Below are 846 nucleotides of genomic sequence, written 5' to 3' on the forward strand. Positions count from 1 at the left end.
CCAGTTGCGCTGCCACACGGCAAAGTCCGCGTACTGGATCGGCAAGGGCGGCAACTGCGGCACCTGGCCCTGGCTGTAGCCGGCATACAGTTGCACCAGTTCGTCGACCATCACCGGCATCGACCAGCCGTCGGCGACGATATGGTGCAGGGTCAGCACCAGCACGTGCTGGTCCGCCGCCAGGCGCAGCAGCCGGGCCCGCAGCAGCGGCCCCTGCTCCAGGTCGAACGGTTGCCCTGCTTCGGCTTCGACCCAGGCCCGCACAGCGGCCTCGTCGGCATGCGCCTGCTCCTCGATGGCCAGCTCGAACGGCACTTGATCATGAATGACCTGCACTGCCTGCTCGCCATCCAGGCGGAACGTGGTGCGCAACGTTTCGTGACGCTCGATCAAGGCGCCGAAGGCCTGTTGCAGGGCGGCGATATCCAGCGCCCCGGCCAGCTTCAGTGCGGCCGGAATGTTGTAGGTGGCACTGTGCGGTGCCCATTGCCACAAGAACCACTGCCGTTGCTGGGCGTAGGAAAGCGCTAGCGGCTGCGCCCTGCTCACGCATTCGATGACAGCAGCCTGTGCCCGTTCACCGTGCTCGGCACGTTTGGCAAAGTCCCTCAACACCGGAGCCTCGAACAGGGTAAGCAACTGCACGTCCAGCCCCAGGTGCTGACGAATGCGGGCAATCACCGAAACTGCCAGCAGGGAATGCCCGCCCTGCAGGAAGAAGTGGTCGCCGAGGCCGACCCTCTTCACCTTCAGCACATCGGCCCAGATCGCCGCGATCTGCTGCTCCAAAGCACTCTGCGGCGCGATGTACTCGCCCTGCAACTGGCTGGCATCCGGCTGCGGCAG

The 846-nt window shown here is 65.5% G+C and carries 1 protein-coding gene; it reads right to left on the reverse strand.

What is annotated here, in order from left to right:
• The coding region (locus CAG46_RS27475) for a condensation domain-containing protein (protein ID WP_256575157.1) at positions 1-846 on the reverse strand (846 nt) is incomplete at both ends.

The organism is Pseudomonas sp. B23(2017) (genome assembly GCF_002113725.1).
GTDB classification, from domain to species: domain Bacteria; phylum Pseudomonadota; class Gammaproteobacteria; order Pseudomonadales; family Pseudomonadaceae; genus Aquipseudomonas; species Aquipseudomonas putida_Z.